Annotated in this window: 27 protein-coding genes; 3 read left to right on the forward strand and 24 right to left on the reverse strand. The window is 60.3% G+C overall.

Annotation, left to right across the window (positions count from 1 at the left end; translation table 11 throughout):
- Positions 1-73: 73 nt before the first annotated feature.
- The 10 genes from J0M27_RS13195 to J0M27_RS13235 all read right to left on the reverse strand — a co-directional run bounded on the left by J0M27_RS13195 (position 74) and on the right by J0M27_RS13235 (position 11,665).
- Complete coding sequence (locus J0M27_RS13195; protein ID WP_294992380.1) at positions 74-415, reverse strand: P-II family nitrogen regulator; 342 nt, start codon at positions 413-415, stop codon at positions 74-76.
- Positions 416-522: 107 nt separating this feature from the next.
- Positions 523-2,859, reverse strand: coding sequence for a heavy metal translocating P-type ATPase (locus J0M27_RS13200; protein WP_294992383.1), 2,337 nt, complete (start codon positions 2,857-2,859; stop codon positions 523-525).
- 21 nt (positions 2,860-2,880) lie between these two features.
- Positions 2,881-3,240, reverse strand: coding sequence for a hypothetical protein (locus J0M27_RS13205; RefSeq protein WP_294992385.1), 360 nt, complete (start codon positions 3,238-3,240; stop codon positions 2,881-2,883).
- A gap of 51 nt (positions 3,241-3,291) precedes the next feature.
- Positions 3,292-3,723 (reverse strand): hypothetical protein, encoded by a 432-nt coding sequence (locus J0M27_RS13210; protein ID WP_294992388.1) that lies wholly within the window; start codon positions 3,721-3,723, stop codon positions 3,292-3,294.
- A gap of 21 nt (positions 3,724-3,744) precedes the next feature.
- Entirely contained in the window at positions 3,745-6,837 is a 3,093-nt protein-coding gene (locus J0M27_RS13215; protein WP_294992390.1) for a CusA/CzcA family heavy metal efflux RND transporter, read from the reverse strand.
- 9 nt (positions 6,838-6,846) lie between these two features.
- Complete coding sequence (locus tag J0M27_RS13220; RefSeq protein ID WP_294992393.1) at positions 6,847-8,091, reverse strand: efflux RND transporter periplasmic adaptor subunit; 1,245 nt, start codon at positions 8,089-8,091, stop codon at positions 6,847-6,849.
- A 41-nt stretch (positions 8,092-8,132) separates the two neighbouring features.
- A complete protein-coding gene (locus J0M27_RS13225) occupies positions 8,133-9,404 on the reverse strand; it encodes a TolC family protein (RefSeq protein ID WP_294992396.1) in 1,272 nt (423 codons plus the stop codon).
- Positions 9,405-9,519: 115 nt separating this feature from the next.
- Positions 9,520-9,864, reverse strand: a complete 345-nt coding sequence (locus tag J0M27_RS13230) for a hypothetical protein (RefSeq protein WP_294992399.1) — start codon at positions 9,862-9,864, stop codon at positions 9,520-9,522.
- 85 nt (positions 9,865-9,949) lie between these two features.
- Complete coding sequence (locus tag J0M27_RS21390; RefSeq protein WP_365962765.1) at positions 9,950-10,297, reverse strand: RNA-binding S4 domain-containing protein; 348 nt, start codon at positions 10,295-10,297, stop codon at positions 9,950-9,952.
- A gap of 87 nt (positions 10,298-10,384) precedes the next feature.
- The gene (locus J0M27_RS13235) at positions 10,385-11,665 is read right to left on the reverse strand and encodes a hypothetical protein (RefSeq protein ID WP_294992401.1); all 1,281 of its coding nucleotides are present in this window, start codon (positions 11,663-11,665) and stop codon (positions 10,385-10,387) included.
- Between the two features lie 281 nt (positions 11,666-11,946).
- Here J0M27_RS13235 and J0M27_RS13240 point away from each other — a divergent pair, with 281 nt between their 5' ends.
- The 3 genes from J0M27_RS13240 to J0M27_RS13250 all read left to right on the forward strand — a co-directional run bounded on the left by J0M27_RS13240 (position 11,947) and on the right by J0M27_RS13250 (position 13,624).
- The gene (locus J0M27_RS13240; protein WP_294992403.1) at positions 11,947-12,339 is read left to right on the forward strand and encodes a CzcE family metal-binding protein; all 393 of its coding nucleotides are present in this window, start codon (positions 11,947-11,949) and stop codon (positions 12,337-12,339) included.
- A gap of 110 nt (positions 12,340-12,449) precedes the next feature.
- A complete protein-coding gene (gene copK, locus J0M27_RS13245; protein WP_294992405.1) occupies positions 12,450-12,731 on the forward strand; it encodes a periplasmic Cu(I)/Cu(II)-binding protein CopK in 282 nt (93 codons plus the stop codon).
- A 212-nt stretch (positions 12,732-12,943) separates the two neighbouring features.
- Positions 12,944-13,624, forward strand: coding sequence for a heavy metal response regulator transcription factor (locus J0M27_RS13250; protein ID WP_294992408.1), 681 nt, complete (start codon positions 12,944-12,946; stop codon positions 13,622-13,624).
- Positions 13,625-13,655: 31 nt separating this feature from the next.
- Here J0M27_RS13250 and J0M27_RS13255 read toward each other — a convergent pair whose 3' ends face one another.
- The 14 genes from J0M27_RS13255 to J0M27_RS13320 all read right to left on the reverse strand — a co-directional run bounded on the left by J0M27_RS13255 (position 13,656) and on the right by J0M27_RS13320 (position 26,642).
- A complete protein-coding gene (locus J0M27_RS13255; protein ID WP_294992410.1) occupies positions 13,656-14,948 on the reverse strand; it encodes an HD-GYP domain-containing protein in 1,293 nt (430 codons plus the stop codon).
- A 1-nt stretch (position 14,949) separates the two neighbouring features.
- Positions 14,950-15,648: a flagellar basal body rod protein FlgB gene (gene flgB / locus J0M27_RS13260; protein ID WP_294992413.1), complete on the reverse strand. Its 699-nt coding sequence runs from the start codon at positions 15,646-15,648 to the stop codon at positions 14,950-14,952.
- Between the two features lie 9 nt (positions 15,649-15,657).
- Positions 15,658-15,900, reverse strand: coding sequence for a hypothetical protein (locus J0M27_RS13265; RefSeq protein ID WP_294992416.1), 243 nt, complete (start codon positions 15,898-15,900; stop codon positions 15,658-15,660).
- 46 nt (positions 15,901-15,946) lie between these two features.
- The gene (locus J0M27_RS13270) at positions 15,947-16,210 is read right to left on the reverse strand and encodes a hypothetical protein (RefSeq protein ID WP_294992419.1); all 264 of its coding nucleotides are present in this window, start codon (positions 16,208-16,210) and stop codon (positions 15,947-15,949) included.
- 116 nt (positions 16,211-16,326) lie between these two features.
- Positions 16,327-16,902 carry a hypothetical protein gene (locus J0M27_RS13275; protein ID WP_294992421.1) on the reverse strand — a complete coding sequence of 192 codons (576 nt, stop codon included), beginning with the start codon at positions 16,900-16,902 and terminating at the stop codon, positions 16,327-16,329.
- A gap of 211 nt (positions 16,903-17,113) precedes the next feature.
- The gene (locus J0M27_RS13280; protein WP_294992424.1) at positions 17,114-17,368 is read right to left on the reverse strand and encodes a DUF2934 domain-containing protein; all 255 of its coding nucleotides are present in this window, start codon (positions 17,366-17,368) and stop codon (positions 17,114-17,116) included.
- Between the two features lie 444 nt (positions 17,369-17,812).
- Positions 17,813-18,211 (reverse strand): PAS domain-containing protein, encoded by a 399-nt coding sequence (locus tag J0M27_RS13285; RefSeq protein ID WP_294992427.1) that lies wholly within the window; start codon positions 18,209-18,211, stop codon positions 17,813-17,815.
- 244 nt (positions 18,212-18,455) lie between these two features.
- Positions 18,456-20,651, reverse strand: a complete 2,196-nt coding sequence (locus J0M27_RS13290) for a copper-translocating P-type ATPase (protein WP_365962770.1) — start codon at positions 20,649-20,651, stop codon at positions 18,456-18,458.
- 110 nt (positions 20,652-20,761) lie between these two features.
- The gene (locus J0M27_RS13295; RefSeq protein WP_294992430.1) at positions 20,762-21,244 is read right to left on the reverse strand and encodes a hypothetical protein; all 483 of its coding nucleotides are present in this window, start codon (positions 21,242-21,244) and stop codon (positions 20,762-20,764) included.
- Positions 21,245-21,375: 131 nt separating this feature from the next.
- Positions 21,376-21,780: a hypothetical protein gene (locus J0M27_RS13300; protein WP_294992537.1), complete on the reverse strand. Its 405-nt coding sequence runs from the start codon at positions 21,778-21,780 to the stop codon at positions 21,376-21,378.
- A gap of 311 nt (positions 21,781-22,091) precedes the next feature.
- Positions 22,092-22,460, reverse strand: coding sequence for a cytochrome c (locus J0M27_RS13305; protein WP_294992432.1), 369 nt, complete (start codon positions 22,458-22,460; stop codon positions 22,092-22,094).
- A gap of 10 nt (positions 22,461-22,470) precedes the next feature.
- Positions 22,471-22,707: a DUF2933 domain-containing protein gene (locus tag J0M27_RS13310; RefSeq protein ID WP_294992435.1), complete on the reverse strand. Its 237-nt coding sequence runs from the start codon at positions 22,705-22,707 to the stop codon at positions 22,471-22,473.
- Positions 22,708-23,043: 336 nt separating this feature from the next.
- The gene (locus J0M27_RS13315) at positions 23,044-23,463 is read right to left on the reverse strand and encodes a hypothetical protein (RefSeq protein WP_294992438.1); all 420 of its coding nucleotides are present in this window, start codon (positions 23,461-23,463) and stop codon (positions 23,044-23,046) included.
- A gap of 20 nt (positions 23,464-23,483) precedes the next feature.
- A complete protein-coding gene (locus tag J0M27_RS13320) occupies positions 23,484-26,642 on the reverse strand; it encodes an efflux RND transporter permease subunit (RefSeq protein WP_294992441.1) in 3,159 nt (1,052 codons plus the stop codon).
- Positions 26,643-26,646: the final 4 nt, after the last annotated feature.

A 26,646-nucleotide genomic window follows, 5' to 3' on the forward strand; every position in this document is an offset into this window, starting at 1 on the left:
GCCTGCGCGGAAGGATTTGTTCTTTCCTTCGCTGCAGACGATGGACGCTGTTGCTTGTTTTTCATTGCCCGCCTCAGCGAATCTGGACTGAGCGCTGGATATCGCTCACAAAAATCCAGCCCGCTTCAGTCTGTCCGGTATGCGCCGCCTTGGCGATGGCGTCAACCAGAGCATCGGCCACGTCGTCCGCGCAGGCCAGCTCCAGCTTGTACTCGGTGACGACGGCTTCGGCCAGGTCCATCGAGTAATGCTGCTGCGTCGGGTCCGTGCTCGCCAGCGGCCGCTGCACCTGGGATACCGTGATGTTGTGGCAACTGGCGCCGGGGGTAGCCAGTTCGCACAGACCCGATTGCCGCAACGCCTGGAGTACGTCGGCGATGCGGTGCTGACGGATGAATGCCTTGACCTCCTTCATGTCGGTTCTCCTTCGTTCACTTTGTAATCTGTCTTTGGTTCAGTTGAACTACTCGCACGAACAAATAGCCCTCGCTCATAGCCGTCCTGTGTGTTTTCGTCTGTCATCTACTTGGTATTTTCTTCGCCGGGATAGGCCAACAGACGCAAGGCGTTGATCACTACCACGAGCGTGGAGCCTTCATGCACCAACACCGCTAGGCCAATGCCAGCCCAGCCAAATAAAGTGGCGGGAATCAGCAGTGCCACCACGCCTAGCGAGACCCAAAGGTTCTGGCGAATGATGCGCCTCGATGCGCGACTCAAAGCCACGGCAAAGGGCAGCTTGGACAGATCGTCCGCCATCAGCGCCACGTCCGCCGTTTCCAGCGCCACATCGGTGCCGGCACCACCCATCGCAATGCCGACCGTGGCGCGTGCCATGGCCGGAGCGTCGTTGACCCCGTCGCCGATCATGGCCACCTGAGCGTAGCGTTCTGTGAGCTCTTCCATGGCCTTGACCTTGTCTTCCGGCAGCAGTCCCGCTTTCACTTCATCCAGACCGACCGCGTCGGCGATGGCGCGGCCGACGCGTTCGTTGTCGCCAGTCAGCATGATGGTCTTGCTGACACCGATCCGCTGCAATCTTTCCAGCACCTGCTTTACCCCATCGCGCGGGGTATCGGCTAAACCCACGACGCCGAGGAACTGCCCGTCGGCCTGAATGAGCATGGTGCTTTTGCCTTCCGTCTGGAGGCGCTCAGTGTGCTGCCGAATGGCTTCGGGGATGGATTCGCCATCAAACAGCTTGGCGTTGCCGATGGCTATCTCTTTTCCATCGACTTCGGCGCGCAACCCTTTTCCGGTAACGGCTTCGACTTCGCCGGCCTCGCTCCAGATCAAACCGCGCCGCTTCGCCTCCGCCACCACCGCCTGCGCCAAGGGGTGGGCGCTCCGGCTTTCCACGGCGGCAGCCACGGTCAGCAGACCTGCCTCGTCCGCGTTGATGGCGACGACATCGGTCACCCTGGGCTTGCCGACGGTCAAGGTGCCGGTCTTGTCGAAGGCGATCGCCGTGAGCACGCCGAGATTTTCCAGATGCGCGCCGCCCTTGATGAGCACGCCACCGCGCGCGGCACGCGCGATGCCGGACAACACCGCCGACGGGGTAGCGATGGCAAGCGCGCAGGGCGAAGCAGCCACCAGCACCGCCATGGCACGGTAAAAGGATTCGGCGAAGGGAAAACCGAACAGCGGCGGAAGCACGATGAGCAGACCGACACCCACCAGCACGACGGGCACGAAAACTCGCTCGAAGCGGTCGGTAAAGCGTTGCGTGGGCGATTTCTGCGTCTGCGCCTCGGCCACCAGATCCATCATGCGTGCCAGCGTGCTCTCGCGTGCCAGCTTGGTCACCTCGACGATGAGGGCGCCCTCGCCGTTGACGGTAGCGGCGAAAACCTTGTCGCCCGCCTGCTTGTCCACCGGCATGGATTCGCCGGTTACCGGAGACTGGTCCACCGCCGAGTTGCCGGTCGCCACCTGACCATCGGCGGGGATGCGCTGACCGGGTTTGACGATCACCCGGTCGCCGCGCTGCAATTCCTCGACACGTACCTCGATCTCCACGCCATCTCGCTGCACGCTGGCGGTCTTGGGTGCCAGTTCCGCCAGCGCCTCGATGGCCTTGCGCGCCCGGTCCATGGCCATGTGTTCCAAGGCATGGCCCAGGCTGAACAGGAACAGCAGCAGCGCGCCTTCTTCCCAGGCACCTAGCGCCGCCGCCCCGGCCGCCGCGACGATCATCAGGGTGTCGATGTCGAAGCGCCGGCTGCGCAAACTCTGCCAGGCATCGCGCAGGGTGTAGAAACCGCCTGCCCCGTATGCGCCCAGCAACAAGCCGAGCGCCAAGCTGCGCGGTGCGTCGGCGCGACCCGCAAGCCAGCCGGCCAGCAAGAGCAAGCCGGCTACGCAGCTAAAAATTAGCTCGCGATGCTCGGCAAACCACCCGGCCTCATGGCCTTCCTCGCGCACGGCATAGCCAAGCGCCTGGATGCGCCCGACGATCGCCGAACGCTGGATTTTCTCGCTGTCGAATTCCAGGCGCAGGCGCTCGGCGGGATAGCTCACCGAAACTTCCAGCACACCGTCCGTGCGTTGCAGGGCATGCTCGATCACGGTGGCGCAGGTCGGGCAGTCCATGCCGTCGATGCGCAGGTTCTCGTGGCGAAAGCGGTCTCCGATCTTCGCGCCGGCCGCTTGCGCCAGATCGCGCACCCGGCTCACATTGAATCGCTGCGGGTCGTAGTGCAGACAAAGGCGGGCGCGGCCGTCCTCGTAGACCACGTGTGCCATTCCCATCCCTTCGGCCTGCAGCAACCTGGTCAATCGCCCCACGCAGGCGTCGCGCTCATCGGCGACATCCGGCAAGATCAGGGGCAAGTCCAGTTTAAGTTTCTCGGCCATGATGAACTTTCTGGCTGACTATCAGCGGTAGTCGGACAATTTGTGAAGGACAAAGGACGCGATATCCGGTGGCATTTCCGCGGACAGCGACTTGAACAAAGCGATGACGCGATTGGCATCAAACGCACCATCCGCAAACAACAGCGGGGTTTGCGTCTTCCCGGCAAAAGGGTTTCCTTCATCCACCGCGTAGTGACGGTATCCCTCTTCCGCGTCCCAGGTAATCGACCGCTCATCGCGATACTTGTCATACGCCAGTTGAAAGGCGACCGGGTGGTCCCGATCGTCGAACCAGACCACCAGGTCGAGGTCGTGGCAGAAAAACCAGCGACGCTTTCTTTCGCCGGGCACCTGCTCTTTCGAAGGAAGCTCTTTCAGCATGATTTTCCCGCTTTCACTCGTTATCAGCGCGCCTCGGGATTTCGTTCACGCTCACTCGAAACGGAAATTGATGTGCGTGCCCTCATCGGTCACGCAGTGCCCCTCGGGAGAAGCCATTGCCCGCCACGCGGCGGAGCAGCGCAAGCTCGCGCCATTCCCGGCGCGCAACACGGGCTCGGCCGAATACACGTAGTGGTCCGTATCCATGCCCGAAGAAATCCGATCCCAATGCTTTCGATCAATCCCGTAACGTCGCTTCAATTCCGCAAGGTTCTGATTGCGTTCGATAGCAAAACCACGCGCTTCAAAACGTGTTCCGCGAAATTCCAGCACCATCATCGAACCCTCCGGCCCCTCGTGCCGGAACGTGCCGACCGTGATCTCTCGATCGCTTTCCCCCTGAATGAGACTGTGTGTATGCCCGACACAGCCGGCCAGCGCGAGGGCCGCCAAGCAGACCGATACTGAAAATCGTGTTTTCATCGTCATCCCTTTCCGTTTCGCTCAGACCGCCGTCCGATTGCGTTCCCTACGGGTTTCCAGCCATTCGTACATCAATGGGAGCAACAGGAGCGTGAGCGCGGTCGAGGTGAACAGGCCACCGACGACGACGGTGGCCAGCGGTCGCTGCGTCTCCGCGCCGACACCCTGGGAGAGCAGCATCGGGACCAGGCCGAGGATCGCCACCGAGGCGGTCATCAGCACCGGCCGTAGCCGCAGCGCCGCCCCCTCGCGCACTGCCTCACGGATGCTGAATCCCTGTCGTCGCCGGTCGTTCAGAAACGACACCAGCACGATGCCGTTGAGCATCGCCACGCCGAACACGGCAATGAAACCGATGGCGGAAGGTACCGACACGTACTGTCCGGTGATTGCCAGGCCGAAGACGCCGCCGATCACCGCGAAAGGCACGTTGGCGATGATCAGCGCCGCGTGAGCCAGCGAGTTGAACGCCGTGTAGAGCAGGATGAAGATGAGGCCGATGGTCAACGGCACGATGACGGCGAGCCGGGCCATCGCCCGCTGCTGGTTCTCGAAGGCGCCGCCCCACTCCATCCAGTAGCCCTCGGGCAGCTTCACCTGGCTGCGAATTTTGGCGTCGGCTTCCTTGACGAAGCCATCCACGTCGCGGCCCTTCACGTCCAGTTGCAGCACGGCGTAGCGGCTCAGTTGCTCGCGGCGCACGAAGGTGTAGCCCTCGTCCATTTCCACCGTCGCGACGCGCGAGAGAGGCACCAGTGCCCCGGTCTGGGTACGCAAGGGAATGTCGCTGATGGCCTGCAGGCTGTCGCGGAAGGCCGGGTCGAGCCGCACCTGAATGTCGAAGCGGCGCACGCCGTCGAGCAGGGTGCTGACGGCCTTGCCGCCGATGCCGGCCTGCACCACTTCGAGAATCTCGTCGGCATTGATGCCGAAACGCGCCGCCGCCTCCCGATTGACCTTGACCACGATCTGCGGCTTGCCCTTGTTGGCCTCCAGCGAGAGGTCGGCGACCCCCGGCACGGTACCGAGCACCGGTTTGATCTCGGCCGCCAGGCGATCCAGCGTGCCCAGTTCGGGGCCGTAAAGCTTGAGGGCCAGGGTCGCGCGCACGCCCGAGATCAGTTCCTCGACGCGCATCTGGATCGGCTGCGTGTTGCCCAATACCACGGTCGGCAGCGCTTGTTCCAGCGTCTCCTTCATCCGGTCGGAGAGCTCGGGCATGGAAATCTTCTCCGGCCATTCGTCCCGAGGCTTCACCTCCACCAGGACTTCCATGTAGTTGGCGTCGGTGGTTTCGCCCTTCTCGGCGCGGCCGATGGTGGCGAGCACCGACCGGGTCTGCGGATACTCCTTCTTCAGCACCGCGTCCATCTTCTGCGAGACGCGCACCGACTCTTCGAGCGATGTCGACGGGATGCCGGTGACGCGGAACATGATGGCGCCCTCCTGCAGCGTGGGCATGAACTCCTTGCCCAGGAAAGGAAAGGTGGCAAGCGCCGCCACCAGCAGTACCACGGCGGCGCCGATCACCTTCTTCTTGTTCTCCAGCGCCCGGTCGAGCAGCGGCAGGTAGGCGGCCTTGACCCAGCGCACGAGGAAGGTGTCCTTCTCTTCCATCGGCTTCAGGATCAGCGCCGCGAGCACCGGCACCAAGGTCAGCGTCAGGACCAGCGAGCCCACCATGGCGAAGGTGATGGTCAGCGCCATCGGCTTGAACAGCTTGCCCTCCAGCCCGGTCAGCGAGAACAGCGGCAGGAACACGACGATGATGATGAGGATGGCGAAGGCAATCGGGTTGATCACTTCGCGCGCCGCTTCCAGGATGATATGGGTGCGGTTCACCGTCTTGCCCGCCTGGTGGGAGAGCAAGCGGAAGCCGTTTTCCACCATCACCACCGCGCCGTCCACCATCATGCCGATGCCGATGGCCAGACCGGCCAGCGACATGAGGTTGGCCGACAGGCCGAAGTACTGCATCAGCAGGAAGGCGATCAGCATGGCGAGCGGCAAGGTCACGATCACCACCAGCGCCGAGCGGATCTCGCCGAGGAACATGAAGAGCACGATCGCCACCAGGATCGAGCCTTCGGTCAGCGCCGCCTTGGCGGTCTTGATCGCCTTGTCGACGATATCGGTACGATCGTAGACGGGATTGAGCGTGACGCCGGCGGGCAGCGCCTGCTGGGCCAGCTTGAGCTTCTGCTTCACCGCGTCCACCACATTCTTGGCGTTCTCGTTGATGCGGGAGAGCGCGATGCCAAGCGTAACCTCCTTGCCGTCGCGGGTTACCGCGCCGAAGCGGACGGCGGCGCCCTCCTTGACTTCGGCCACATCGCGCACATAAATCGGCACACCTTCGTGCGCGGCGACGACAATACTGCCGATATCCGTGGTGTTGGCGACGAGCCCAAGTCCGCGCACCAGATACTGTTCCTGGCCAAGGTTGACGTACTGCCCGCCCACTTGCCGGTTGTTGGCGGCGAGCGCCTCCATCACCGACTTGAAACTCAGGGCGTACTTGATCAGCTTCTGCGGGTGGATCAGGACCTGATACTGCTTTTCCTGGCCGCCCCAGGTGGTGACGTCATCCACCCCGGGCGCGGTGCGCAGCATGAGCCGCACGCTCCAGTCGTGCAGGGTCCGCAGGTCCATCGCCGAGAGCTTCTGGTCGGCCGACTCGATGGTGTACCAGAACACCTGGCCGAGGCCCGAGCTGTTGGGTCCCAGCGCCGGCTCGCCATAGCCCTGCGGCAGGCGCTCCTTCGCCTCCTGCAGCTTCTCGCCGACGAGGCGCCGGGCGAAGTAGATATCCACATCGTCCTTGAAGTAGACCCCAACGTAGGACAGGCCGAACAGCGACACCGAGCGGATCTGTTCGACGCCCGACAGCCCCGCCATCGCGGATTCGATCGGCGCCGTGAGCAGCTTCTCGACATCCTCGGCGGCGAGTCCGGGCGACTCTGTGTAGATATTGACCTGGTTCGGCGTGACGTCGGGGAAGGCATCCACCGGCACGGTCAGCACGGCGCGGACACCGAAGAAGGTCAGCAGCACGAAGCCCAGCAGGACCAGGAGTTTGTAACGCAGCGAGAGATCGACAATTCCGTTTAGCATGCTGCCCCCTTAGTGTGCGTGGCCTTCGCCGAGCAGCGACTTTTGCACCCGTGCCTTGAGGGCATAGGTGCCGGCCGTCACCACGAGCTCGCCGGCCTGCAGCCCGGCCTTGATGACGACCCGGCCGCGCAGCCTGTCGCCCAGTTCCACGGTACGCGGCTCGAAGCCGCCATGCTCCTCGATGAACACCGTGGCTTTGCCGTCCACCAGCACGACCGCGTCTTCCGGCAATAACAGGCCGCGGCCCTTGCCGCCGGTACGGATCGCGGCGGAGGCGAACATCTCGGGCTTGAGCCGTCCGTCCGGATTGGCGACTTCGAGGCGCGCCTGGATGGTGCGGGTTTCCTTGTCGACAATTGCCGCGATGTAAGTCAGCTTGCCGCGGAAGACCTGGTCGGGATAGGCGGCGACCGTTACCTCGGCCTCCGCCCCGGTCTTGACCCGGCCGAGGTCCTTCTCGAACAGGTTGGCCTCGATCCACAGCGTCGAGAGGTCGGCTACGGTAAATATCAGCTTGTCGGGCTGGGCCAGTTCGCCGAGGATGGCGTGCTTCTCGATCACCGTGCCGGCAAACGGCGTGGTCAGCGGGAAAGTCGATACGGCCCGGCCATCGTCGGCTGGCGTTGCCGCCACCCCGAGCATGCGCAGCTTGTCGCCGGCGGCGGCGAACGATGCCTTGGCCTTGTCGTATTCGGCGTGGGCGCGCAAATGGTCCTTCTGGGCGATGATCTGGTCGCCGTGGAGTTTTTCGGCACGCTCGAAGTCGGCCTTGGCCACCGCGAGCTGGGTCTTCGCCTGGAGATAGCTGGAGTGCGCTTCGCCCACATCGAGGCTGTCGAGCACGGCCAGCGCCTGTCCGGCCTTCACCCGATCGCCGAGATTGACGTGGACCTTGACGATGCGTCCCGGCACCCGTGGCGCGACATGGGTGATGCGGTCCTGGTTGGGGCGGATGGTGGCGGTCACGATCAACTGCTCACTGATTTCCTGCGCGACGAGTTCTTCGACCTTGATCCCGGCGGCTTCGATCGCCTCGGCGCTGAGCTTCAATGACTCCTCCTCACCGTGTCCGGCCTCGCCTTCCTTGTGCTCGCCAGGCTTCTCGTGCGCTTTGTCGGCGGCTGCGGCGGGTTTCGCGGCAGCCGGCTGCGCGGCGGCCGTCGGCGATGGTTCGGGTTTGCCGCAGCCGGCCAGTGGGATGCTCGCCATGGCGATCACCAGCGCGATGCCCAGTTCCGTTCTTGATGTCTTCATGAGTTCTTTTCCAATTCGTGTGTTCTTCAGGTGGCCGCTCATCATTTCGTTCCCGTCCAGCCGGCGCTCTGTTCCAGTTCGCTGCGGGTCAGTGCAAAATCGGTCATCGCCTCCAGCACCTCGCGGCGGGTGTCGAGGACTTGCCGGGTGGCGAGCAGCATCTGCACCAGACTGATCTCGCCGGCGCGATAAGCGGCGGTGGATAGGCGCTGGTTTTCTTCGAGGCGCTGCAGCACCGACTGATCCATGCGCCGGACCCTCTGGCGCAAGCTGTCGAGCTTCTGCCACAAGGACAGGACGCGCGCACGGGTGTCGCGTGCGGCGGCCTGCTTCTCTATCTCCGCCTGCGTCAGCTCCGCCGACGCCTTGCCGATGCCGGCGGCGTTGCGGCGGAAGAACGGCAAGGGAATGGAGACGCTCAGCCCGACGAGCTTTTCGCGGGCATCACCCGGGCCCTCGCGGGCCGAACTCAGGCCGACGGTGACATCGGGATAGACCGCGGCGCGTTCAAGGCCGAGCCGGTGGCGCGCCGCCTGTTCGCGGTGGTCGAGCGCGCGCAGCTGCGCCCGGCTGGCCGCCGCCGCCAGCAATTGGTCCACGGTGTAGGGCAGTTCCGGCTTGACGGCAAGCGATCCCTTGACCGTGGGCAGCTTCGCGGCGGGCAATTGCAACAGCGTGGCCAGGTCGGCGCGCGCCTGAATCAATTGTTCGGCAACGATTTCGAGCTGGTTGTTGGCGCGCCCGAGTTCGACTTCGGCAAGATTGGCGTCGAGCTTTGTATCCTCGCCTGCGTCGAAGCGCTTGCGGGTGACGGCGCTGTTTTCCTTGATCAGATCGACCAGGCCCGCTTCCATTTCGGCGCGCAGTTGCAGGCTCACCACGCGGACGAACTTCTGTTCGACCTCGGCGCGCAATTGCCGGCGGGCTTCCTCAATGGTTTCGCGCAGCGCCGCCAGTTCCTGCTCCGCCGCCGTGCGCCGATAGCCCTGCTGGCCGGCGATCTCCAGCGCTTGTGTCAGACCCACATTCCACTCGCGCTGCGTCCTGTCACCGAGCCCCGGATCGGGCACCGTGCGCCGCACGCGTTCAGCGGCGATCTGCGGGTTGTTCCAGAGCAATCCCTGGGCGTCGGCGAGTTGCCCTTCGGCGGTGGCGAGATTCGCCCGTGCGCTGTTCAGGACTGGATTTGACTGGTCGGCGAGTTGCCAGGCGGCTTCCAGGGTCAGCGGGAGATCGGCCGCCGTCGCAGTGGCGCCAACAGGTGCAGGCAGCGCGGTAAGCAGCCCCAGCAATAGCAATAGTGTCTTTTTCATCGAATTCCTCAGCGAGTTGAATCATGCGAAGAATCCGACGGAACGCAGCCGACAGCCCACTGGCGCGGGCTCGGTCAGCCGTCAAGGACGAAAAGGTGTAGCGCGTCCCGCCGGATCAGGCGAGGTGGGCGAGTGGCGGACGGTCGAAGGGATCAACGGTGGCGGAACGGAAGTCCGCCACGAGCGGCACGATGAGTCGAGGCACGCTGTCATTGCCCGGCGTCGGCGACAAGACCGGAACAAACGACGAAAAGGACAAATGGCAGAAACTGCAGTCGGGATCGACCTGGGTGCCGGTGTCGTTCGACTTGTCCGCCGAGCGATCATGTTGATGCATGTGATGCCCGAAATGCGCTGCCTGCGAAGATTCCTTCTGATGCTGGCAGTAGCCGGATGCTGCCGCGAAGGCCGCGTTTAGCGGCAGCAGCACCAGTAGCAGAAGGGCGAGGAAGCGTCTCATGGGCGCTTACAGTACCACAAAGTTAGATATCAGCAATCCACGTGTCTTCAACGTGATCCCAAATCACCACCTCTGCCGATAGCGGCTAGTTTTGCCGTTCAGTTCGTGAACGGATCACGGTCTGAAGAGATATCCGGTGCAGTCCGACGCGTTTCATTTCAACCGCCTGAATGTGCCTTTCTCGGCAGGCTGCGGTTTCCTCGTACATCTGTTTTGCTTCCTTGAGCGATGCGGGATTCGTGTTTATGGCTCGTACCACGACTTCCCACTCGCGGTCAATTACACGGAAGTTGAGTGTATCACCCGGCTTAATCAGATGGGCTGGCCTAGCGATGGCTCCATTAACCATGACTCTGCCGCACTCGACACTTTGGGTGGCAAGTTTCCGAGTCAGGTAGAAGTGAGCGGCCCACAGCCACTTATCAATACGCACTGATCGTAGATCCGCCGCAGCTTGAAATGGGGAATGATAACCAGTCCATTGGCACAAATGTGCGCAGTCCAAGTCTCGCTTCCAGCACTATGACTGCCCGCCTATCGCTCTAGAAATAGCAAAAACCGGTTTCAGCCCAGAACCGAAGCGCGCAATCACATCACGCTGGTTCCGAAGCTCGCCATAGGGCAGGTATCGGAAGTTCAGCTCCTCAATTTTGGAAAACGCCGGTCGCCTTATCTGCTGACGAACATCGTTTTCACGGCTGTCAGGAGCGACGAGGAACAAGCCTTCGCAGGGCTTGAGCTCACTGCCATAGGCCAAGTCAAGCAAGCGGACTATGCCAGAGTAAATCGATGTCGTATGCTCGACCTCGAATGCGGCGACTGCATGCCCCGATTTTTCCTCCAGCCAGATCACGTCAATGAGCCTTACCGCGTCGGCGCCAGGCGAGTTAGTCATAGTGTCGGGAAGTGAAGTTAGGCAGCCGTCGCTCAATTGGCCGTTTTCGTAAGGACGACTACGATCATTGGCCGCAATCCAAACCGCGAACCCAAGCGCAATACCCAAGTCTCTAAGCCAGCCTTGGACCTGAGTATGGGTTTGATCATTATCTTCCACAGAGGCAAATACCTTTTGCTGTGCGGCAGTTTCCTCCCGGACCCTCGCCAGATCATTCTGCCAGGCAAGCTCGGCTTCCAGGTCGCCGTCTCGCGGCGGTGCCGAGTACCGCTCCGATCCAATGTCAAATAGAAGGCCGGCAATTGCCCCCAGATCATTTGAAAGTAGTTTTCGATGCGTGGTATTCAATCCCACGATACCCTCTCTCATCGCCAAGTAATGATCCCAGCGCCCAAGCTTGACCTTGGCCCCGGTAAGCGCGTTGTAACCCTTGACGATGGCGGTATTAAACGGCGGCATCAAGGTCGGGTGAATGAAGTAAAGCAGGTTTGCAACGGCCGGCCCGAGTCCCCTTATGCCAAGTGCGTCTATGCGACGAATTGCTTCGATAATTTGCTCGCCGCTGTTGCAGCAATTGCAGGTATGGAGTAATTGGGCAAAAGCTCGTTGGTTTGCTGCATTCTCATAGATATCGGGAATGCGCAGCTTGGGCTTCCAGAGAAACGCGTGATCCGCCCCTTTGAATATTTGTCGCTGCTCCGCGACGGAACCGACCACCGTTTCGAGGGATGATCCGCGATAGGCGTTTCCAAAACTGCCTGCCTCGATATCGTTTACCACCTGACCAATCCCGCGACGAATCGACCGGAAGTTTTTCAATCGTTCGGTCCACAGAAACCACGTCGAGTAGGTGCCGTGGGGATCGTCCTTCCAGCGCAGTATGAGCGTGCCTATCGGATCAGTCATGGCTATGAGCGAGTATTCAATTGCGCAGGTTATCCGCGACAAACTGGCGAGATAGAGCCAAAGGAATCTACATTTGACCATAGGTTGGTTCCTGTTTTGGTCAAGGCCCGTGAAAGCGTTATGCGAACGGCCTCGCTTCAGGCAATCCTGCAACCCGACAAAGCGCTGACAGAATTGTAATTTCTCGGTCATCGTCCAGTTGGTATGCGCCTCCTAAGATGGAATCACCATCGAACAACAAGTATCCGGTGGAATCATCCCAACATCATTAGGAGATAAACATGAGAACGAAATTTACCGGCCTAACCTTGATAGCCGCATTTGTAGCCGCCACCGCGACGAATGCCTTGGCCCAATTCGATAATCCAATGCCGGAAAGTGAGCATTGGCGTGTTCGCGCGACGGTTCCCGCAGGGGAACCGACCGCCAATCAGCGTGCGCCCTACGGCTATGCGGCATCGGGACCGGTCACTCGGGTGGTGAATATCGACAGCACAACCAAATATCTGAATGTAACGCAGCTCGAAGTCATCCAGATAAACGTGGGCGGCAAGAGTGTCATTTGGATGTTCGATACGCTCGGCACCGTGCCGTTTCCGCTTTCCAAAGTCATTCCTGGAGCTGACGGCGTGATGGTCTATGTCGAGGACAATCCGGCCAACCGGAGTGGATGATCGAATCATTGCTGAATGCTAACGTTAATGTAATTTATGGGCAATCTAACGGTAAGGGTCCTGACAGTAGCATTCGCATCGCAGTTTCAATTTACTTAAGGAGAATGAAAATGTTGAAAAAGCTGCTGATGGTCGTCGCAACGAGTGCAATTGCAGCATCCGCATTCGCTGTCGACCAATCCAGGGTTGAGAAGTCGATCGAGTTGAAGGATGGCTCGACGGTCTACATCTTCAAGGATGGGAAAATGGGCATGGAAGACAAGTTCGGTCAGGCAACGTACATGGCGCCCGGTCACGTGATGGAAACCAAGGATGGCAAGAAAATCGTCATGAACGGCAATGAAGTCTGGCGTGTCGACGAGTTGCTGCACAAGACCCATCGTTCATATTGATTTCGCCGTCGGGTCGGGAAGGTGATGTTTCTCCCGGCTTTGATGACGACAGTATGCGGATTTAGTCATCCACACCATCGTCAAGAGCACCAAGCCGGCGCGCAGGCGCCGGCTCTTCCAATTCACAGCCCGATCGAAGCTGATGCCGACTCGGCACGGTTACCACCGTCTGCCCCGACACAAGCGCTCGCAATGGAGAGCTTGAGCGCACCGTGAAAATTCTGCTCATCGAAGAGGATTCGGAAATGGCCGCCTACCTGAATCAGGGTCTCTCGGAGGCCGGGTTCTGCGTGGACCTGCGCCGCGACGGGAATCAAGGGCTGCATTCGGCATTGACGGAAGCCTACGATTCTATTGTCCTCGACATCGTACTGCCGGATCCGGATGGCTGGCATGTACTGCAAGCCATAAGGCGCGCCGGCAGGGATGTGCCAATCATGCTTATTGACTCGGAGGACCGCGTGGACAACCGGGTGAAAGGATTGGAACTTGGCGCCGACGACTGTCTCGTCAAGCCATTTGTCTTCTCAGAGTTCCTGGTTCGGATGCGCACCCTGATGCGACACAGGTTACCCAGCGAAGCGACAAGGATGCGGGTAGCGGACCTGGAGCTTGACCTTCTGCGACGACGGGTTACCCGGGCAGGAACCCGCATCGACCTCACGGCCAGGGAGTTCTCGCTGCTCGAACTGCTCTTGCGGCGACAGGGCGAGGTACTACCCCGATCGCTGATTGCATCCCAGGTGTGGGACATGAATTTCGACAGCGACACCAATGTCATCGATGTCGCCGTTTGCAGATTGCGTTCGAAGATTGATGATCCCTTCGACATCAAATTTATCCGAACGGTCCGCGGCATGGGCTATGTGCTCGAAGGCCCGGACTGCAATTGACGCAGTGCGAATGTAGTAGTGTGCCGCACCCTCAGTGGGTTGCCGTCGTTCTGAAATACCGCGCAAGCAACAAACGCATTTCCTGTCGCAGATCCGTGCTGCTGGCGTGAGCGGTGCGGGCAAGAAGGTCTGGCGCGATTTCCAGAAATGCCACAACAACCCCCGGGTCGAACTGCCGACCTGAATCTCGTTCGATGATGACCAATGTCTCGCCCAGCGGCATCGGCCTCTTGTAGGGCCGTTGCGTAGTCAGGGCATCGAAAACGTCGACCACAGCGAATATCCTGGCGACACGGGGGATCGCGTCGCCGACCAGTCCATCGGGATAGCCTGATCCATCGAAGTGCTCATGATGATGGCGAATGGTCTGCGCCGCGCCCGCAAGCCACGGGTTGTCCGCTACGATCTCGATGCCGAGAAGTGCATGGGTCTTCATGACCTCGAACTCGTCGGTCGTGAGCTTCCCCGGCTTGAGCAGAATCTGGTCGGGAATGCCGATCTTGCCCACATCATGGAGGAAGGCGCCAACCACCAGATCTGAAATCTCTGGCTTCGGCAAACCCAGCGTTTCGGCCAGGGCGACAGCATAAATAGTCACCCTGTAGTTGTGGGCATCTGTGTCCGAATCCCGTTTGGCGATAGCATTGCCAAGCGAACGCAAAAGCGACAGATTGGAATCCAGCAGAAGACGGGATCGTTCGCCTGACTGGTGCAACATAGCCAGCAGCAAGGGGTAGAGGAGAAATGCCGTGACCAGAACAGACAGCGATGCCGTTACTGCTCCGTTGCGGACTTGCTCCCGCTGTCGCTCCAAGAACTGCTTGTCGAGGCGGCTAACGCCTTCCAGATAACCTGCAAGTTTCGCGTCCGTCCCGAACAGCGGCAGAACGACTTGAATCAAGCGCTCGTCGCCAACTGCGATCCAATTCTGGTGGCTCTGACCCTGCCCAGGCCAGTCATGTTGATGTTGTGCGAAGCGAACCGAATTCGCCAATACGGACGAAACGTCCTCCCATGTCTCGTAGATCAACACTCTATCTGAGTTGAACACGCGAATGGCGACAAATCGGCTTCGATCCAGTAAACGCTTGAGTGCGGCGTGCTCCTCAGGAGCTTTGGTGTCCATGACAATCTGCGTCGCAGAGGACTCAAAATGTCGAGCTCCTTCAGCGGCATTTTCCAGCGCAGACTGCTCGGCTCGGCGAGTTTCAAGCTGGTAGGAAAGGCCACCGGCAACAAGTCCGATGGCAATCGCGGCGGCACCCAGTTTGCGAGCGAGCATCCAACGCAGGTGCCGAGGATTCTCAGGCAAGACGATAGACATCTCAATCTTTCAGATTCAGGAACATTTCCATCATGTGCTTGTAATGGCCACTGACGCGATCGCGCGCGAATTCCCACATCAACGAGTTCTCAGCGAATTTCGATCGCTCGACATCCATCTCCACCGTGTTTCCATCCGCGCTCGGTTGGGAAGGAATATGGTACTTGAGTGGATAAAGCGATGCGGACGTTTGGGCATGCCCCGAAATGTGGCCGGAAGCCGTGGTCAAAAGCGTGAGGGGTGGTGTATCGGCTATTGATCGCGCAATGCGCAGGGCTTCGTGAATGTCGACGTCCAGCGCCTTGTAGCCGGGCGTGTCGGCATTGGCGATGTTGGAGGCGATCAATTGCTGGCGATAGCCACGCAAACCAAGCGCGACTTCCTGGAGGCTGTGCCCACCACCACCATGATTCGCTTCGCCGATCTGAAAATGCCGCGGGTGGGAGCCGCCGCCCTGAACGCTCAGGACGGAAGCGCGTCCGCTGGAATGCGACAGCGCACCATTCGAGCCGGCACTGCCGCTATGGTTTCCATGCGCACTTCCTCCTGGCGCTTGATTGACAGCCTGTGCCAGCGCGGTCTCAAACGATTGTCCCGCGCTTGCGTCCAGAACCACCGCGTTGGTGCCGTGATGACCAACCCCGCCACCGAGAGCTGGCTGGACGGGGGGTGAATTTCCGATTGGCGAGACCGGCGGCATGGGTTCCGCTCATCCGTTTCTGATCAGGATCGCCGCAACCGGATCAATCGGCCCAACATGGTGCCATTTTTCGATCGATCCGGATTCGACAATTTCATCATGGCAGCCATGGTTGCATTCCATGGTCCAGTGTTTCATCAGCACGGCCTGGCAATACGTAAAGCGGATCGTCTTCTGGTCGCAACCGATAACATCTGCCAACAGGCGACAGGAGCATCGATTGCCGTGTTCGTCATGATTGCGGTCGTTCATCGTGAAAACGCCGAGGCCCCGACAAGGGGCCTCGCGTTGAACGGGCTTACTTGCCGTCCCGGGGGTGCAGATGCCTATTCTTGTCCTTGGTAGGATCTGGCTTGGCGGTCTTGGAATCCGCCACTTTCTGCGGCATTCCGGTCTTCTCCTCCATATGGGAATGGGGCTTCACTTTCTTGTCGGCTTGCACGCTGGCGGCCGGAGCCTTCTCTTCTGCGGCTTTTTCCGTATCCGAAGCAGCTTGTGCGCCTATGGACAGGGTGGCGATGGCGGCAAACAGACCTGCCGAGAGGATGGAATTCAGTTTCATGATTTTTTCTCCAAAGAATGTTTAGGGAAGGAATTGTGGTAGTCCGAAGACACTGGACGAAACACAGTCTGCGCGATGGCTACCGTCGACAACATGACCCGTTGATTACATTGCTGTCAGGTTTGTCCCGGTGCAGCTACTGTTGTTGAAGAATGGTGAAGCTCGGCATTCCTTCTTGTTACGAAGAGCCAAATTCCAAATCCAGTGAGGGCGGTGTAATTGAGAACCGTAAACCAGGTCGTATTCCATGCGAGTCCATCGAAGCCCCAACTGCTTACTGGATAGAACACTGGGGATGGATAGAAGTCGGCAGAGTGTGTGAACACGTCAATGATGATATGTGACCACCAGCCCAAAAGGGGTAGCCAGAACTGATGACGAACCACATAGACCAGTCCCGAGATAACCGCGGCCACCAGCGCGCTGTGTAACAAGCAGTGCAATTGTTGCGACAGAGTCACGACCAAGGCAGGAAGCATCGGCTCCTTGCCCGGCAACGCAACTGCATAAGTCCACCAATCACCTGGGTTTCCGCTAGCAATCGCCCACGCCAGGACGGGCAAATTGTGGAGGAGATCGGGCAACACGGCCAATGCCAACGCCCAGTGAATTGAGGCGCGATTTACGCGCGAACGACGATTCAGGATGGCGAAGCCAGACCTGGCCCAAAGTGCATGCGCGAGGATATCCATGATGTTTTGTTGCAGCCTGTCAGTTCGTATTTAGGAGAGGCATCGCATCGGTCGCGGCTGGCCCACAGATGCGCGCGGCTGCCAATGTCCCCGTGGATGAAAACGCCACTTCAAGCTCCTGCACCAGACAAGATCGCGCTGTCGGGGTTCCTTGCCGACCAGATTCGTCTTGAGCGAATTCGAGGGGTGACACTAAAGGCAGGAGATCGACTCACGAATTGCCCGATGCGGTCGCGCCACTCCCGAGCATTTTTCCTACATCGGCTTCCGCATCAAGCCAGTCGGACATCTCATTGCCAGGCGCAAAGCCTCGCTGTTCAGCGCGGAAATAGGCCGCTACGGCGATCAATTGTTCGCGGGGAACAGCATCATTGGCCGGTACCGTGTCCAGATCAACTGACTCACGCAGTTGGCGGGTCGCGCCACCGCTCTTGGGCTTGCTTACGTTCTCATTCCTGTTCTTCATGATCATCTCCTTATTGACTCAAGCTTGGTCGGCAATAAATGCGTAGCATGTCCAGTCGCATCTCCGTGGCACCAATCAAAGACTTTTTCATTGACTCTGCCCGCACCAATGGACATCGATCCAGCGACCGTCCTGTACATTGATCCGGCGCTGCATTCAGGCGGCGGCAATTGGTGCACAGCAGAGCACGCGCCGTCGTCATCGCATCGTGTAAAGAGTAGTCGCCGGATTTAAGGATGTCCTTGACAAGCTCGCCATGACATCGAGATTCTCACGCCGAGGATCATGCGCGGGAAGGTGTTCCAACCATTTTCGGCATATTTGCAAGGCCCCTTGTAGCAAATCTTTGTCGCCCCTTGATGTGCTATCAAATGTGGGGAGTGGACCGGAGGCTGCAACGATCGGTTTGTCACCAGGGAACATGACCTGCTCTCGAATCTCGGATCAAGGACATGCTGTTTGTTTCGCCTGGCGCAAGCGGAGGGCGAACAATTCCCGACTGCTGGTCTGCGTCCGATGCATACTGAGTTCAACGGCAAATGCGCGTCCATTCATGTCTGTCGCCTCAAATTCATGCCATTCACCGTCCGCACAGAGATATTCGAGGTACCTCGCGCCATAGCTCGGCGAACTTCGTCCGCGAGACAGGCCCGCGATAAAATTGAAAATTGGCCTCCCGATCAAATTGAGCCGACTTGCCCCGAATATCTGCGCTGCCGTCGCTTTACAATCGCGGATTTGGCCGAAGCTATCCAATGTCATGGTGGCGAACCCAGCCCTGATCGCCAACGTCGCCGTGGGCAAGAACGCATCCTGTTTCTGCTCGGACCGATGACGCGCCATGGAGACTCTCCCGAACACGTCATTCCGGTCTTGTCGGTCCAGTTCGCAATCCATAATCACGCAGGAAGTCTAATCCGGCGACCCTGACGAGAAGATGGCTACTTGATTACCAATCCGTCACCGGAATGTCAGGGTAGGGGCGCCACGAACGCCTTGAATCACGGTGACTCCCAAAGCAGGGTCAGGATTGCGCTTCAGTCGCGACGATCTGCGTGAGGATGAAATACCGGCCAGGTCATCTAGGTCACAGCTTGACGCGATTCAGTCGTAGCGCATTGGTGACTACGGATACCGAGCTCAATGCCATCGCGGCGCCGGCAAAGATCGGCGACAGCAGCAAACCGAACGCCGGGTAGAGCACCCCGGCGGCAACCGGGATCCCGAGTGCGTTGTAGCCAAAAGCGAACACCAGGTTCTGACGGATGTTGCGCATCGTGGCGCGCGACAGGACCGCGGCGCGCGCGATACCGCGCAGGTCGCCTTTGACCAGCGTCACTCCGGCGCTTTCCATGGCCACATCGGTGCCGGTGCCCATGGCGATGCCGACGTCCGCCTGTGCCAGTGCGGGTGCATCGTTGATGCCATCGCCGGCCATTGCGACCTTGCGCCCCTCGGCCTGCAAGCGCTTCACATGACCCGCCTTGTCCTCCGGCAGCACTTCGGCTAGCGCCTCGTCGATGCCGAGTTGCCGGGCGACGGCTGCAGCGGTGCTGCGCGAATCGCCGGTAAGCATCACGATGCGTACCCCCGCGCTCTTGAGCGTTGCAATCGCCTCAGACGTGCTCTCCTTGATCGGATCTGCGACGGCGGCAATTCCTGCGGCTGCGCCACCAATGGCGAAGAACACCACCGTTTTGGCTTCGGCTCGCCAGGCTTCCGCCCGTGCCTCCCACTGCTGCGTATCGACACCGCGTTGCTTGAGAAAACCCGAACTGCCGACCAGTACGCGCTTGCCATGAATATCGGCTTGCACGCCAAGGCCATTGATCGCATCGAATGCCTCGGCTTGCGGTGGCGCAAGGCCGCGCGCCTTGGCGCCCGCGACGATCGCGAGTCCTATCGGATGCTCCGAAAGCTGTTCCACTCCGGCGACGAGCGCGAGCGCTTCATCTTCTGGAATGCCATCGACGACAAAATCGGTCAGCGCGGGATGGCCGAGTGTCAAGGTGCCGGTCTTGTCCACCACCAGGGTGTCGATGTCACGCATGCGTTCAATCGCTTCGGCATTGCGGAACAGAATGCCGGCGCGCGCTCCTTGCCCCATGGCGACAGTCATCGAGATCGGCGTCGCAAGGCCGACGGCACACGGACAGGCGATGATCAAGACGGCAACGGCGTTCAAGAAGGCATAGGCCAACCTCGGCTCCGGACCGGCAAACCACCATACGAGCGCCGTGACGACGGCGATAGCCACGACAATCTGGACAAAGTAAGCCGCGATGACATCGGCAAGCCGCTGGATCGGTGCGCGTGTGCGCTGCGCCTCCGCCACCATATGAACGATGCGTGCCAGCAGCGTGTCCGCACCCACGCGCTCGGCACGGATCAGCAGTGATCCATTGCCGTTGACGGTGGCACCGGTAACCTTGTCGCCCGTGGCCTTGGCCACCGGCACCGGTTCCCCGGTGATCATGGACTCGTCGATGCGACTGCTGCCTTCGAGCACCGTGCCGTCCACCGGCACCTTCTCGCCTGGCTTGACGCGTAGCCGGTTGCCGACGGCGACAGTCTCCAGCGCAACCTGCTCCTCGCTACCGTCATCGCGCAACCGCCAAGCGAGGTTGGGTGCGAGTTTCAGCAATTGCTGAATCGCCTGGCTGGTCTGCCCCATCGCTCGCAATTGCAGGAAGTCACCCAGGATCACCAGCGTCACGATCACCGCCGCCGCTTCGAAGTAGGTTCCGACGGCACCGTCGTGTTCGCGGAACTCCGGCGGAAACAAACCGGGCATCAGCACCGCGGCAAGGCTGAACACATAGGCCAGGCCCACGCCAAGTCCAATCAGCGTGTACATGTTGAGCGACCGCTGGACCAGCGAAAGCCAGAATTTGTGCAGGATCGGCCAACCGACCCAAAGCACGACTGGCGTGCCCAGCACGAACTCGACCCAGCCGCGTAACCGTGGCTGAAGACCGAACAAATCATGCAGACCGATCATCGGCGACATGGCGAGCACCACCAGCGGGATTGACAGCGCGACACCGATCCACAGCCGGTGCGCAAGGTCGCGCAACTCGGAGTCATCCGATGCTCCCGTGCCCGCGACGGGGACCAGGGCCATTCCGCATTTTGGGCAACTGCCGGGCTGCAGACTGCGAACCTCTGGATGCATTGGGCAGGTATATTCGGCGGCGCGCGGGATGCTGTCGAGCAGCGGGATCAGCGCCATGCCGCACTTCGGACAACTGCCTGGGGCGTCGCGCACGATATCGGGGTGCATTGGGCAGGTGTAACGTGTGCCACTTGACGCCGCGGCGGCGTCCGGAGTCGTGAAACTCGCATGTGCATGAGCGTGCGCGTGCTCATGGTGCGAATGATTAATCTCGGCCTTCATGGCGAACCTCTCTTGAAATCGTTTGTTTGAATTGTGGGTAGCGTTTCATGTCGGCCGAGCAGTCCCGGCCCCAGCGCGCGATAGACGGCCACCATCACGGGCGGCAAGACCAGCCACTGCAAGAGTGGCGAAAGACCAATGCCGAAAACCAGCGGCATGTTCGTGGTATAGCCCCAGCTACCAGCGCGATAGACGTTGTACCACTCGCTCCATGCCGTATAGGCCATCGCGCCGGCCACGACGATTGCACAACCGCCCCATGGGCGCGATATCGGCCAGTCCTTGTCTCCAAGCATGACGACTGCCAGCGCAAACATCGCGAGCGCAATCACGACATCGCCCAGGGTGCAATGAAACAGCGCCCATGCGACACTCAAACCATCCGCCGACGCCCACAGCGTGTATAGCCTGACGTGGGCGATTTCCCAGGCCAGATTCAAGGCAAAGGCAAGCGCCGACCACAGACCTGCCCGTGCCATATCGCGGGGTGTCGTTATCGTAGTCACAATCTATACAGGTCGGTCGGCCAAGGCCGCGTTGAGCGGCACGGCGCAGCCGCATACGATCTGCGCATCATGTTCGCGCTGCCCAGGCGCCATCAATGTCCGCTTTACTTGGCGGGCATCGACCCCATGGCCTGATCGCGCTGCATCATCTGCTCCATCATCATTTGCATCATGTCCATGCGCTTCTCCATCATTTCGTGGTGCTGCATCATGTCGCCCCCCATCATGGCGCCTTTCTTGTCGCCCATCTTCATGCTGCCGTGATCGCCTGCGCCCATCATCATCGGGCCACCCATGCCGCGCATCATCTTCATGTTTTCCTGCATCGCCTGCATGTGCGCCTGCATCAGCTTCTGGCGTTCCGTCGGATCCGTCGTCTTGTGGATCTTGTCCATCTGCGCCTGCATCGCCTTCATTTTTTCCTGCATCTTGGGCATTTGCTTGTCCATGTCCATGCTCATCGCCGGCTTGGCCGGTGCAGCTTTGTCCTGAGCCGCCAGGATAGGCATCGACAAGGTGGAACCAACGATTGCAGCAACAAGTATTGAGGTTTTGATAGGGATCTTCCTTCAGAGTTGAATAACGTGATGCCAACATTCCTGGCGACTGCCAATCGCCAAGGCTTGCGCCATCGGCCCCGGTTCTCGCTGACGGAGTCCGTATGGCCAATTGCGAGAACGTCTCTTTTAGATGCAAGTTCAATCACGGTCTGTACGCTGCCGCACAAGGCGGTTCCATGGCTTGTTGTCGCGCCCGACGCAAGGCATTGGTACGAGTGTTCATGTCGGTGCTGGGAGTCCGCTTCGTTCGCGGCTATGCCTTAGCGGATACCTGCTTTTTTCTGTTCAGCACGCACATAGGCCGTGATGTGCGCCACGTCATCGGGCGTAACCTGGGGCACTGGCGCCATGTCGCCAAACTGCCAGTGATGGGCGCGCACGCCGTTCTTGACCGCGAGTTGAAACGCAATGTCGGCGTGGTGCGATGGCTCATAGATACGATGCAGGAGCGGCGGTCCCTTGTCCGACCCTTGCAGCGCAACGCCGTGGCACGAAGCGCAGTGCGTTCCGAATAGCTTCTTGCCGACTGCCGGATTGGGCATCAGGCCGGGGCTGGGCTTGGGCACCTGCCAGCCCTGGGCCTGTACCACCAGGCTGGGCAGGCTGAAGGCAGCGATCAGTCCTGCCACGCGCAATCGCCTACGAATTCTCGGCATTGCTCCCTCCTGTCTTGCCGTGTCCGCCATGCCCACCGTGACCGAAGAAATGCATCAGCGGGCACAGCAGAAGCAGTAGATAGATCCATCTTCCGGTCAGATGCTCCCAATGCTCACGAATCACAAAGAAAAGCACGATGACTGCGATCATGGCAATGACGACGCTCCCTCGGGATCGATACCACGGCTCGGGATGGTGATGGCTGGCTTCTGGATTCATGGGTTGCTTTCTCGTTTTTGATTACTGCCGGGAGGCGGTGCGGAACAGCAGGCCGCAGGTTTTGCCGTGGCGTGTGCCTTGGCGTTTTCCTCGCGCCAAGCGCGGAATGCCATCCGCCAACGGTGGGCAGCACTCCGTAGTTTTCGGACGAGGTCAGTGGGAGTGGCCACCGCTTGACCCGCTGCTGGAACCACTGCCGGAATAAGCTCCGCTAGTGACGCAGCCTCCCAGCAACACCGTGAGCAACGCTGCCGCAACCAGCCACATCTTCTTCGACATCACTTTCTCCGCGAGTTGAACAATGGTTTGGTGCTCGGCTTTCCTCACCTGACGACTTCAATCGAAACGAACTTGATATTCCTTTCCTGACTGGTCCTGACAGATGCCTTGAGGTGGTTTGCCCGCTCCCCATGTCAGGCGACACGACAATTCGGCCCCGTCCTGCGCTCTTGGTACAGGCTCTGCCGAATAGACTTCATGGCTCCGGTCGTGCCCGGCGAAGATTCGATCCCAATGCTTGGGATCGGTGCCCTTGTAGCGACGTTGAAGTTCGGCCAGATTGGTGTGGCGGTGAATCTCGAATCCCTCTGCGGTGTAGGGTCGATCTCCGATCGTCAGGGTGAGGCGCCGAGGATTCTCGTGGATGAACTCACCGCGGACCAATGCCGGCGAAGAGTCGGCCTGCAACTGGTGCAAATGAGGAGCACAGCCGGCGACAACGGCGGCACCGGCAACAATCAAACCTGTCTTGAACATGATGTCTCCTTCATGATTTCTTATCGATCAGCTCCGATAACTGCTACCCCTTCGCTACCGCGCTTCAAGCGCCATTCCTTGACCAGCGCATAGATCGCCGGAATCACGGCCAGCGTCAGCACCGTCGACGAAATCATGCCGCCGACCATCGGAGCGGCAATCCGGCTCATGACTTCCGATCCGGTTCCGGTACCCCACATGATGGGCAGCAGGCCGGCCATGATCGCCACGACGGTCATCATCTTCGGTCGAACGCGCTCCACCGCGCCTTCCATCACAGCCGCATACAGGTCCTCAGCGCCCGGTTGCCGTCCCGCCAGCGCCGACTTTTTCTTCACCGCTTCCCACGCATGATCGAGGTAGATCAGCATGACGACACCCGTCTCGGCCGCCACTCCGGCCAGCGCGATGAAGCCGACTGCCACCGCCACCGACAGGTTGTAGTTGAGCAGCCACATCAACCAGACTCCGCCGACCAGCGCAAAGGGCACCGAAAGCATGACAATGAAGGTCTCGGTCAGACGCTTGAAGTTGAGGTAGAGCAGCAGGAAGATCGACAACAGAGTCACCGGGATTACGACCTTCATTTTTTCAATGGCCCGCTCCATGTACTCGAACTGACCGCTCCATGTGACGTAATAGCCGGGCGGGAACTTGACGTTTTCCGCCACGGCCTTCTTTGCGTCGGCGACATAGCCGCCGATGTCCCGGTCGCGGATGTCGACGTAGATGTAAGCGGAAAGCAGCGCATTCTCGGTACGGATCGACGGCGCCCCCTTGGCCACCTCCACTTTCGCCAGCTGCCCCAGGGGGATCATTGCCCCCGCCATGGTCGGCACCAGCACCTCGCGGGCGATCTGCTCCGGATCGGAGCGCAGCTCGCGCGGATAACGCACCTGTACGCCGAAACGCTCGCGGCCCTCGACCGTGGTGGTCACCATCTCGCCGCCCAGCGCCGTACCGATCACGTCCTGAAGATCGCCAATTGCCAGACCATAGCGAGCCAGTTGCTCGCGGTCCGGTTTGATATTGATATAGAAGCCGCCGGTAATGCGCTCGGCAAAGGCGCTGGTGGTGCCGGGAACGGCTTTCACGGCAGCTTCGATCTGCTTGGCCAGCTTCTCCATCTCGGCCAGATCCTTGCCGAAAACCTTGATGCCGATCGGCGTGCGAATACCGGTGGACAGCATGTCGATGCGCGCCTTGATCGGCATGGTCCAGGCGTTGGCGACGCCGGGGAATTGCATCGCCTTGTCGAGTTCGGCAATCAACTTGTCGGTGGTCATCCCGGGGCGCCATTCTGATTCCGGTTTGAGATTGATCACCGTCTCGAACATTTCGGTCGGTGCCGGGTCGGTCGCCGTGTTGGCGCGACCGGCCTTGCCGTAGACCGAACTGACCTCGGGAAAGCTCTTGATGATCTTGTTCTGCGTCTGCATGAGCTCCGCTGCCTTGGTGATCGACATGCCCGGCAGGGAGGCCGGCATGTAGAGCAGGGTTCCCTCATTCAACGTCGGCATGAACTCGGAACCGAGCTTTGTGGCCGGATAGATCGAGACGCCAAGGGCCAGCAACGCCAGCGCGATGGTCATCTTCTTCCAGCGCATCACGCCGGCGATGATTGGCCGATAGACCCAGATTAGGAAACGATTCACCGGGTTCTTCGCTTCCGGCATGATCTTGCCGCGAATGAACAACATCATCAGCACCGGCACCAGCGTGATCGACAGCAGCGCCGCGCCGGCCATGGAGAATGTCTTGGTGTAGGCCAGCGGCGAGAACAGCCGGCCCTCCTGGCCTTCCAGGCTGAACACCGGCAGGAAGGAGACCGTGATGATCAGCAGCGAGAAAAACAGCGCCGGTCCGACCTCCTTACAGGCGGCGAGCATGGCATCGGCACGATCTTTGGCCGAGTGGCCTTCCGGCAGGCGCTCCAGGTGCTTGTGCGCGTTTTCGATCATGACAATGGCGGCGTCGATCATGGCGCCGATGGCGATGGCGATGCCGCCCAGACTCATCAGGTTGGAGTTCATGCCCAGCGAGCGCATGGCGATGAAGGCAATCAGTACCCCGACCGGCAGCATCAGGATGGCGACCAGGGCGCTCCTGACATGCAGCAGGAAGACGATGCAGACCAGAGCAACGATGATCGATTCCTCAAGCAGTGTCCGCTTGAGGGTGTCGATCGCGCGGTGGATCAGCTCCGAGCGGTCATACACAGTTTCCACCGTCACCCCCGCAGGCAAGCCGGGGCCGATTTCAGCGATCTTGGCTTTCAGGTTATGGATGACTTCCAGTGCGTTCTGACCATAGCGGGCCATGGCAATGCCCGACACCACTTCGCCCTCGCCATTGAGCTCCGTCAGGCCGCGCCGCTCGTCTGGCGCCAGCTCAACGCGGGCGATGTCGCGAATCAGTACCGGCGTTCCCTTCTCGCTCTTGACGACCAGCATCTCGATGTCGCCACGGCCGGTGAGATAGCCCTCGCCACGCACCATGTACTCGGTCTCGGCCATCTCGACCACGCGGCCGCCGACGTCGCGGTTGGAATCGCGGATCACCTGCGCCACTTTCATCAGCGGAATGCCGTAGGCGCGCAATTTCACCGGATCGACCGTGACCTGATAGGTCTGGACGAAGCCGCCAATCGAGGCCACTTCGGCAACACCGTGCGCCTTGGTCAGCTGGTAGCGCAGATACCAGTCCTGGATGGTGCGCAACTCAGCCAGCGTCTTGTCCTTGGCAAGCAGCGCGTACTGATAGACCCAGCCGACCCCGGTGGCATCCGGTCCAAGCGAGGGCGTGACGCCCTTTGGCATGCGCCCGGCAGCGAAGTTGAGGTATTCCAGAACCCGCGAGCGCGCCCAGTAGATGTCGGTGCCATCCTCGAAAATGATGTAGACAAAGGACGCGCCAAAGAAGGAAAAGCCGCGCACCACCTTGGATTTCGGCACCGAGAGCATGGCCGTGGTGAGCGGATAGGTGACCTGGTCTTCGACCACCTGCGGCGCCTGGCCGGGGTATTCCGTATAGACGATGACCTGCACGTCCGACAGATCCGGCAGCGCGTCGATCGGCGTGCGTAGTACGGCATAAATGCCGGCGATCGTGACGAACAGCGTGGCGAGCAGGACCAGGAAGCGGTTCCTGCCCGACCATTCAATGATATTGGCCAGCATGGCG

Origin of the sequence: Sulfuritalea sp. (genome assembly GCF_017302275.1) — a bacterium.
In the GTDB taxonomy this organism is placed as follows: Bacteria; Pseudomonadota; Gammaproteobacteria; order Burkholderiales; family Rhodocyclaceae; genus Sulfuritalea.